The sequence below is a fragment of the Actinophytocola sp. genome, from assembly GCF_035712165.1.
Classification (GTDB): domain Bacteria; phylum Actinomycetota; class Actinomycetes; order Mycobacteriales; family Pseudonocardiaceae; genus DASYTH01.
This window is the reverse complement of the sequence record NZ_DASTBH010000475.1, coordinates 1-7869: the sequence shown is the minus strand read 5'-3', so window position 1 is coordinate 7869 and position 7869 is coordinate 1. Positions and strand designations below refer to the sequence as shown.

Below are 7869 nucleotides of genomic sequence, written 5' to 3'. Positions count from 1 at the left end.
GTCCAGATGTGCACCGCGTCGCGCGGCGGCAGGTCGCGCACCGCACCCCACTCCGGGAACAGCCGGGCCCACAGCCCGGTGCGGTCCAGCGCCTCGACCACGGCCTCGATGGTCTTCGAGTCCTGCAGGTCGCGGCGTGTCGCGGTGTGCGGCAGCAGCAGGTGGTGCCGCACCATCGCGGCCAGCGTCTCGACGTCCGATTTGGACAGTCCGAGCCGATGACCGACCTGGGTGGCCAGCGCCGCGCCGACCACCGAATGGTCGGCGTCGCGACCCTTGCCGATGTCGTGCAGCACGGTGCCGAGCAGCAGCAGGTCCGGTCGGGCGACCCCGGTGGCCAGCCGCCCGGCGTTGGCCGTGGCCACCACCAGATGCCGGTCGACGGTCCAGATGTGCACCGCGTCGCGCGGCGGCAGGTCGCGCACCGCACCCCACTCCGGGAACAGCCGGGCCCACAGCCCGGTGCGGTCCAGCGCCTCGACCACGTCGATCAGCCCATCGCCGGTGCCGAGCAACGAGATCAGCGCCTGCCGCACGTCGGCCGGCCAGGGGGCGCGCGGCTCCGGCGCGGACTCCGAGAGCCGGGTCAGCGCCGAGGGCGCGATCGAGTTCCCGGTGCGCGCGGCCGCGGTGGCCACCCGCAGCAGCAGCCCGGGATCCCTGCTCGGCTCGGCGTCCCGGGCCAGCGTCACCTCGGACCCGTGCAGCACGACGCCGTCGTCGAGCGGCCGGCGTTCGGGCGTGCGCCGCAGCACGCCGAGCACCCGCCGGGCCGGTGCGCCCGCCCCGGCCGACCGGAACGCCACCTCCAGCGCGTAGGCCACCGTCCGCCCGGCCCCGGACAGCGCCCGGGCCAGGGTGAACCGGTCGCCGATGCCCAGCGACGCGGCGATCTCGTCACCGTCCTGGGGCCGCAGCACGTCCCGCGGCCTGCCGGCGCCCCGGCGCAGCTCGGTGCGGGTGTCCAGCAGCAGCTCCCGGGCCGCCGCGACCTCGCCGGAGGGCCGGTCCACCAGCTGCGCGGCGGCCAGCGCGTCCAGGATCGCCAGATCCCGCAGCCCGCCCTTGCCGTGCTTGAGATCCGGCTCGACCCAGTGCGCCACCTCCCCGGTGCGCCGCCAGCGCTGCTGCGCGGACTCGGCGAGCTCGCCCACCCGCTTGCGGATCCCGCCGCGCCACTGGTTTCGCGCCGACCCGGCCAGCCGGTCGGTGATCTCCCGGTCGCCGGTCAGATGCCGGGCGTCCAGCAGGCCGAGGGCGGTGCGCAGGTCCCGCCCGGCCACCTCCAGCGCCTCGCCGACGGTGCGCACCGAGTGGTCGAGGCCGACGCCGGAGTTCCACAGCGGGTACCACAACCGCTCGGCCAACTGCTCGATCGTCGCGCCGCCGATGGTGCGCCGCCCGTCGTGCACCAGCAGCAGATCCAGGTCCGAGTACGGCACCAGCTCGCGGCGGCCCAACCCGCCGACCGCGATCAGGGCGATGCCCGTCGTGTCGGCGTGGATCCCCGCCTGGCTCGCGTTCGCGGTGAGCCAGAACTCGTGCAGGTCGGCCAGCGCCTCCCGCAGCGCCTGCGGCCCGAGCCGGTGCTGGCCCGACTGTCCCCGCCCCCGGGCGGGGGGCAGGGGGTCGGACCCACCCCCCGCCACCCGCCCGAGCAGGCGGTCGCGGGCCAGCACCAGATCGGCTGCCGTCTCCCCCGTCGTCATCGGCTCTACAGCGCGTCGGTGCCGCGCTCTCCGGTGCGGACCCGCACCACGGTGTCGACCGGGGTCACCCAGACCTTGCCGTCACCGATCTTGCCGGTCCGCGCGGTCTCCACGATCGCGTCCACGGTCTTGTCCGCGGCCACGTCGTCGACCAGCACCTCGACCCGGACCTTCGGCACGAAGTCCACCGAGTACTCGGCGCCGCGGTAGACCTCGGTGTGCCCCTTCTGCCGGCCGTAGCCCTGCACCTCGCTGACCGTCATGCCGAGCACGCCGATCTGCTCCAGCGCCGACTTCACGTCGTCAAGCGTGAACGGCTTGATGATTGCGGTAACGAGTTTCATGCCTTGGTCTCCTCGAGGACGTCAGCCGATCCGGTCGTCGCGGCGAGCGGCCTGGCGTTGCCCTGACCGGAACCGCCGCCACCGCCCAGCCCGCCGAAGTCGTAGGCGGTCTCCTTGTGCTCGGCCTCGTCGATCCCCACCGCCTCGGCCTCGGCGCTGATCCGGAAACCGATGGTGTACTTGAGCACGAGGCCGATGATCAGGGTAAGCACGAACGAGTAGGCGAGCACCGAACCCGCCGCGACGGCCTGCCGGCCCAACTGGGTGAACCCGCCGCCGTAGAACAGGCCCTCCTCGCCCACCGAGGCCGCGTTGACCGCCTTGGTGCTGAAGAAGCCGATCAGCAGCGTGCCCACCAGGCCGCCGATCAGGTGGATGCCCACCACGTCGAGCGAGTCGTCCAGGCCGAACCGGTACTTCAGGCTCACGGCGAGCGCGCAGACCACGCCGGCCGCCACGCCGATCGCCAGCGCGCCCCACATGTCCACGTAGCCACACGCCGGGGTGACCGCGACCAGGCCGGCGATCGCGCCGGACGCCGCGCCCAGCGTGGTCGGCTTGCCGAACTTGATCTGCTCCACGATCAGCCAGCCCAGCACCGCGGCCGCGGTGGCCACCGTGGTGTTGGTGAACGCCACGCCGGCCAGGTCACCGGCGGTCAGCGCGGAGCCGGCGTTGAAGCCGTACCAGCCGAACCACAGCAGGCTGGCGCCGAGCAGCACGAACGGGACGTTGTGCGGGCGGGAGACGTCCTTCGGCCAGCCCTTGCGCCGGCCGAGCACCAGCGCGAGCGCGAGCCCGGCGGCGCCGGCGTTGATGTGCACCGCGGTGCCACCGGCGAAGTCGAGCGCCTTGAGGTCGTTGGCGATCCAGCCGCCGGTGGAGTCGGCGCCGATGAAGCCGCTGAACGAGAACACCCAGTGCGCCACGGGGAAGTAGACGACGGTCGCCCAGATCACCAGGAACGCCACCCAACTCCAGAACTTCGCCCGGTCGGCGATCGCGCCGCAGATCAGCGCCGGCGTGATGATGGCGAACATCAGCTGGAACATGACGAACGCCAGCACCGGGATCGCGTCCGGGCCCGGCCACGGGACCGCGGGCGCGCTGTCGGTCGCGGCGACCGCGAACCCGGCCAGCTTGCCCACCCCTTCGGTCAGGCCGGCGAAGTCGAGGTTGCCCACTAAGCCGCCGAACGCGTCGTCACCGAAGGAGAGGCTGAACCCGTACAGCATCCACAGCACGCTCACCACGGCCAGGGCGATGAAGTTCATCATGAGCATGTTGAGCACGCTGCGGGAGCGCACCATGCCGCCGTAGAAGAAAGCCAAACCCGGTGTCATGAGCATGACCAGCGCGGCACTGGCCAAAACCCACGCGGTATCTCCTGAGTTCACTACTCGTCCCTCCCGTGCGCGAGATTTGCACGGGGAGCATCGATAAGTCCTGTTTCGCCGGATCGCGCGCGAGGTTTCGCCGGGGTGAACTGTCGTGGGGGCCGTGTTACGAGCGCGTTTCGGGCCTCCTGGCTACTCTCAAGACCATCGTTGACCTGATGGATACCCAGAGGTTGCGGCCGGTGCCGGCGTCGTGGATCACCGACGCGGCCTGGCTGGACCGGCAGATCGACGCGGCGGGCCGGCGCTACCGACTTGCCCGCCGGCCGGCACTCGGCGTGTTGTGGTGGTACTCGGCCAGTTCCGTGCTGCTCGGCCCGCCGGTCGAGTCGCTCGTCGGTACCGGCGTGGCGGCGGATCCGGACCTGGCCGGCATCACCCTGTTCGTCCATCCGGACGGGCGGATCCTCGACGCCCGTTCGGAATCCGCGCTCCACGGCGACTTCGGGCCGCGCCTGGCCGGGATGCTGTCCGCCTCGATCGGCGCGGTGGCCACGGTCACCGGAGCGGCCCGGCGCGCCCTGTGGGCGATCGCCACCGACGCTCTGGCCAACCGCGTGCTGTGGGCGGGCGGTTCGCCCGAGGTGGCCGAGCGGATCGCGGCCTCGGTCGGGCCGGTGCTGCCGGTTCCGCGCTACGTCGAGGTGTCCGGCCGGCTGGTGGTGCGCCGGGCATCCTGCTGCCTGGTCTACGAAGCGCCGGGCATCGGCAAGTGCACCAGTTGTCCGCGCCAGACACCGGAAGACCGCTTCCGGCGGTTGTGTGACGGCATGTAGTTGCGCCACCCTCGAAGGTGACCTTTCGGGGAGGTATCTGATGGCGGACTGGGAGCGGCAGGTATCCGAGAACGCGCAACGGTACCGGGACCTCACGACCCGCCTGGCCTCGTTGTCCATCACCGAGTCCTCCGGCGACGGCGCGGTGAAGGTGACCGTCTCGGCCACCGGTCTGCTCACCGACCTCGTGTTGCGCGACCGCTGGCATCCCGAGCCGCTGGCCGATGTCGCCGCGGAGATCATGGCCTGCCTGCGCCGGGCCCAGGCCCGGATTCCGGATCTGTTGCGGGACACCATGTTCGACGTCGTCGGGCCGGACGATCCGGGCACCCACCTGTTGCTGCAGGACGCCCGGGAGCGGTTCCCGGAGCCGCCGGAACAGCAGCCCCGCAAGGCCCGGACCCCGGAGCGGGACCGGGACACCACGGGTGACTGGGACGAGCGGGACGTGTTGGAGGACGTCTGATGAGCGACGGGGTCAAGTACGACACCGCGGCCCTGGCCAACCACGCGACCACGCTGGGCCGGCTGGCCGGCGAGCTGCGCGCGGTGCTGGCCGGGGTCGGCTCGGTGGAGCTGACCGACACCGCCTACGGGCAGACCGGGCGGGCGGGCGCGGTCGCGATCAACGCACTGGGCCGGGTCGGGCAGCAGGCGCTGGCGGAGGGGGTGACGGCGCTGGAGTTGGCCGGCACCAACATGACCGCGACCGCCGCGGCCTACGACCGGCAGGACGAGGAGGCGGCCGAGCGGCTCAACAAGATCATCGAGGAGCCGGTGACATCGTGACGAGCACCGCCGCCGAGGACGAGGCCTTCGTCAAGGACACGCTGGATCTGCTCAACACGCTCACCACCGGCACCTGGGTGCCGCCCGGGCTGCGCACCGGCGGCGGTCTGGGCGCGCTCGACGCCACCATGCGGCCGATCGACGCCCTGGCCGCGAACGGGCTGGGCTGGCTCACCCAGTACGTGCAGCCGCTGCAGCAGGTGCTCGACGGGCTCGCCGGCAACGCCGCGGTGGTTCGGCAGTACACCGACCACTGGCAGCGGGCGGCCAAGCAGATCGCGGAGATCCGCACCGAGTTCGAACGCCGCGTGGACCAGGAGACGTCCGGTTGGCTCGGCTCGGCCGGCGACAGCTACCGCATCCGGGCCCGGGAACTGACCATGGCGCTGGACGCGGCCGACCACGTCGCCCATGCGACTGGTCTCGTGGCCACCCAGATGGGTGAAGCGGTCGCCGACGCCCGCACCCGGGTGAACGAGCTGCTCACCGATCTGGTCAACCGGCTGATCTCCTATGCCAAGCAGGCGATCGCGGTCGAGGGCGGCGTGACCCCGAACGTCGTGGCCCAGTGCACCAGCATGATCGACACCTACCGGACGCCGATCGCCACCATCGAGCAGCGGTTGCAGCAGGCGCTCGACACGATCCAGCCGCCGCGCACCGAAGCGCCGCCGTCGAACTCCGGTGTCGGCGAACGGATCGTCGACGTCCTCACCAACCTGGCGAGCGCGCTGAGCCCGACCAAGGTGGTCAACGGGATCGCCAGCGCCTGGCGCGGCGTGCGGGCCATCTTCGGCCGCCGTCCGTCCCGCCGCCAACTCCGCGAGGAGGAACGGGTCTACCGCGAGCGGGAACGCGAACGCCGCAAGCAGATCTCCGAGGACTGGCGCCGCTACGAGCGGTCCCGCTACCGCGGCGACCGGTACTCCGAAGGCATCGGCGAGATCTACGGTCCCCCGCCCAACGACGGCCAGACCTACGTGGGCCACCACAACTTCCCCGTGAAGTACGCCCGCAAGTTCGAGCAGCTCGGCATCGACACCAGCAACCCCGCCTGGGGCACCCACGTCCGCGAGATCGACCACCGCGGCTTCTCCACCCAGTTCGAGCGCGACTGGGGCTCCTTCTTCCAGAACAACCCCAACGCCACCCGCGCCGACGCCTTCAAGTTCGTCCGCGAACTAGCCACCAAGTACGGCTACCGCGTCCCCTTCTGACCCCAACCCCGCGCCCCACGAGTCCCCGCTCCAGCCCGGCGAGTCCCCACCTCCAGCACGCGAAATCCCCGTTCCAGCCCGGCGAGTCGCCCCTTCCAGCACGCGAGTCGCCGGCTCCAGCCTGGCGAGTTCCCCTCCCGTGCACGCCTGGTGGGTAGGCCTGGTTGCCGTCCCCGGCTCCGTTCGGAACGCCGGGGTGGTCACCTTGGCGGAGTTGGGCCTGGCGTTCCAACGCCACGCTGCCGTCAAAGCCCAGGAGTTCCCGGCCCAAGCGCTTGAGTTCCTGGCTCCAGTACTCCGGTCAGGCCTGTGGCTGGCGCAGGAAGGTGCTCCACGACGGGCGAGGGAAGCTGAGGGTCGGGCCGGCCAGATGCTTGGAATCCCGCACGGCCACGAGCGGAGCCGGCCAGGCCACCTCGACGCACCCACCGTTGGTGGGGCCACTCATGCTGCTCTTATGCCAGATCAGGGCCGGGTCGGGTACGAGGGTCATGATCGCCTTCTTGTCGATCGAACTCGCTTGCGAGCTCCGCAAGGAGCTCCCTCGATTGTCCCTCATTCAGCGCAAGCTCCGAGAGCCGGGCGAGACAGTGCCGATAGGCCACCAGATCCTTCCGACCCTCCAGGAAGAGGCTGGTAGTCAAGTGCTCAACGTAAATCACCGGATTGTGTTCCTGGTGCGAAAACCAGGTGAACGGGCCACACCCGCTGGTGCCCGCAGCCACAGGCACCACGCGCAACCGGCACGGGGGTGCCGCACAGGTCAGCAGCAGATGCAGCAACTGCTCGTGCATGACTCGGGCGCCACCCATCGGCAACCGGACCGCGTTTTCATGGACGAAGAATACGATCTTGGGGGCCTGACCGAGGCCGAGCAAGCGCTGACGCTCCATCCGGATCCGCACCCGCGACTCAATATCGTCGACAGAAAGGTAGCCGCCCTCGTGGAAGAGGGCTCGGGCGTAGCCCTCAGTCTGGAGGAGGCCGGGGATCACCATGGGTTCGTAGTAGGTGATGGCCTGCGCCGTGGTTTCCAGGGCGATCAGGGAGCGGAGCTCGTCGGGGAGGCGCTCGCCGTGGGGGTGAAGGCGGTAGCCGGTGTCCTGCTCGGCCGCCAGATCAAGTAGGTGGCCCAGCTTCTCCGGGGCGGCACCGCAGAACGCGGCATAGATAGCGGCGTCGACCTCACTGGTGTTGCGGGCGCCGGTCTCCATGCGGGAGACCTTGGTCGGTGACCAGCCGAGCTTCATCGCCAACTCATGACCCGTGTACCGGGCATCCTCCCGAACCCGGCGCAGCTCCGCCCCCAACTCCCGGGTCCGCGCCGTCGACTCACGCAACACAGGTGTCATGGCCCGAAGCTAAGGCGTCCGTCGAGGCGTGCGGGATCACAACACGGCAGTTCCACCCGGAGGAAGGAACGGCCATTCACCCTTGCAGCTCACGCAACTCAGATGCTGGAGTTGGCAACTCGCATGCTGGAGGTGGGGACTCGCGGGCTTTGGCGGGGGGCGGCTCGGTGCGGAACGCCGGGCCCGGCTCTGGCAAGGCGACCGACCCGGCGTTCCGGATGGAGTCGGGGACGGCACCCGGGCCTACCCACCGGATCGTGCACGAATGGGGAACTCGCCGGGCTG

General features: G+C 70.9%; 9 protein-coding genes. 4 read left to right on the top strand and 5 right to left on the bottom strand.

Features of this window, described 5'->3' with window-relative positions:
• The 3 genes from VFO68_RS26905 to VFO68_RS26895 form a co-directional block, all read right to left on the bottom strand.
• Window positions 1-1709: [protein-PII] uridylyltransferase (locus tag VFO68_RS26905; RefSeq protein ID WP_325161185.1), on the bottom strand; the 1709-nt coding region annotated here is incomplete at its 3' end.
• A 5-nt stretch (window positions 1710-1714) separates the two neighbouring features.
• On the bottom strand, window positions 1715-2053 hold the full coding sequence (locus VFO68_RS26900) for a P-II family nitrogen regulator (protein ID WP_325161184.1): 339 nt from the start codon (window positions 2051-2053) through the stop codon (window positions 1715-1717).
• The gene (locus VFO68_RS26895) at window positions 2050-3396 is read right to left on the bottom strand and encodes an ammonium transporter (protein WP_414635584.1); all 1347 of its coding nucleotides are present in this window, start codon (window positions 3394-3396) and stop codon (window positions 2050-2052) included. The genes VFO68_RS26900 and VFO68_RS26895 overlap by 4 nt, the downstream gene beginning before the upstream one ends.
• Before the next feature lie 212 nt (window positions 3397-3608).
• Between VFO68_RS26895 and VFO68_RS26890 the strand changes: the two genes are divergently transcribed.
• From VFO68_RS26890 to VFO68_RS26875, 4 genes are read left to right on the top strand one after another with little or no spacing between them, the layout of a single operon-like run.
• Window positions 3609-4226 carry a (2Fe-2S)-binding protein gene (locus tag VFO68_RS26890; protein ID WP_325161182.1) on the top strand — a complete coding sequence of 206 codons (618 nt, stop codon included), beginning with the start codon at window positions 3609-3611 and terminating at the stop codon, window positions 4224-4226.
• 40 nt (window positions 4227-4266) lie between these two features.
• Window positions 4267-4692, top strand: a complete 426-nt coding sequence (locus VFO68_RS26885; protein WP_325161181.1) for a YbaB/EbfC family nucleoid-associated protein — start codon at window positions 4267-4269, stop codon at window positions 4690-4692.
• Complete coding sequence (locus VFO68_RS26880) at window positions 4692-5015, top strand: type VII secretion target (RefSeq protein WP_325161180.1); 324 nt, start codon at window positions 4692-4694, stop codon at window positions 5013-5015. Before VFO68_RS26885 ends, VFO68_RS26880 begins: the two co-directional genes overlap by 1 nt.
• A complete protein-coding gene (locus VFO68_RS26875) occupies window positions 5012-6232 on the top strand; it encodes a hypothetical protein (protein ID WP_325161179.1) in 1221 nt (406 codons plus the stop codon). The genes VFO68_RS26880 and VFO68_RS26875 overlap by 4 nt, the downstream gene beginning before the upstream one ends.
• A gap of 301 nt (window positions 6233-6533) precedes the next feature.
• Here VFO68_RS26875 and VFO68_RS26870 read toward each other — a convergent pair whose 3' ends face one another.
• Together VFO68_RS26870 and VFO68_RS26865 are read right to left on the bottom strand one after the other, a co-directional pair.
• Complete coding sequence (locus VFO68_RS26870; RefSeq protein WP_325161178.1) at window positions 6534-6725, bottom strand: DUF397 domain-containing protein; 192 nt, start codon at window positions 6723-6725, stop codon at window positions 6534-6536.
• On the bottom strand, window positions 6688-7584 hold the full coding sequence (locus VFO68_RS26865) for a helix-turn-helix transcriptional regulator (RefSeq protein WP_325161177.1): 897 nt from the start codon (window positions 7582-7584) through the stop codon (window positions 6688-6690). The genes VFO68_RS26870 and VFO68_RS26865 overlap by 38 nt, the downstream gene beginning before the upstream one ends.
• Window positions 7585-7869: the final 285 nt, after the last annotated feature.

Bases quoted from the DNA above. Each gene is read 5' to 3' on its own strand.
- VFO68_RS26870 (WP_325161178.1), bottom strand. From the start codon at position 6,725: ATGACCCTCGTACCCGACCCGGCCCTGATCTGGCATAAGAGCAGCATG.
- VFO68_RS26900 (WP_325161184.1), bottom strand. From the start codon at position 2,053: ATGAAACTCGTTACCGCAATCATCAAGCCGTTCACGCTTGACGACGTG.
- VFO68_RS26865 (WP_325161177.1), bottom strand. From the start codon at position 7,584: ATGACACCTGTGTTGCGTGAGTCGACGGCGCGGACCCGGGAGTTGGGG.
- VFO68_RS26895 (WP_414635584.1), bottom strand. From the start codon at position 3,396: ATGACACCGGGTTTGGCTTTCTTCTACGGCGGCATGGTGCGCTCCCGC.
- VFO68_RS26880 (WP_325161180.1), top strand. From the start codon at position 4,692: ATGAGCGACGGGGTCAAGTACGACACCGCGGCCCTGGCCAACCACGCG.
- VFO68_RS26890 (WP_325161182.1), top strand. From the start codon at position 3,609: ATGGATACCCAGAGGTTGCGGCCGGTGCCGGCGTCGTGGATCACCGAC.
- VFO68_RS26885 (WP_325161181.1), top strand. From the start codon at position 4,267: ATGGCGGACTGGGAGCGGCAGGTATCCGAGAACGCGCAACGGTACCGG.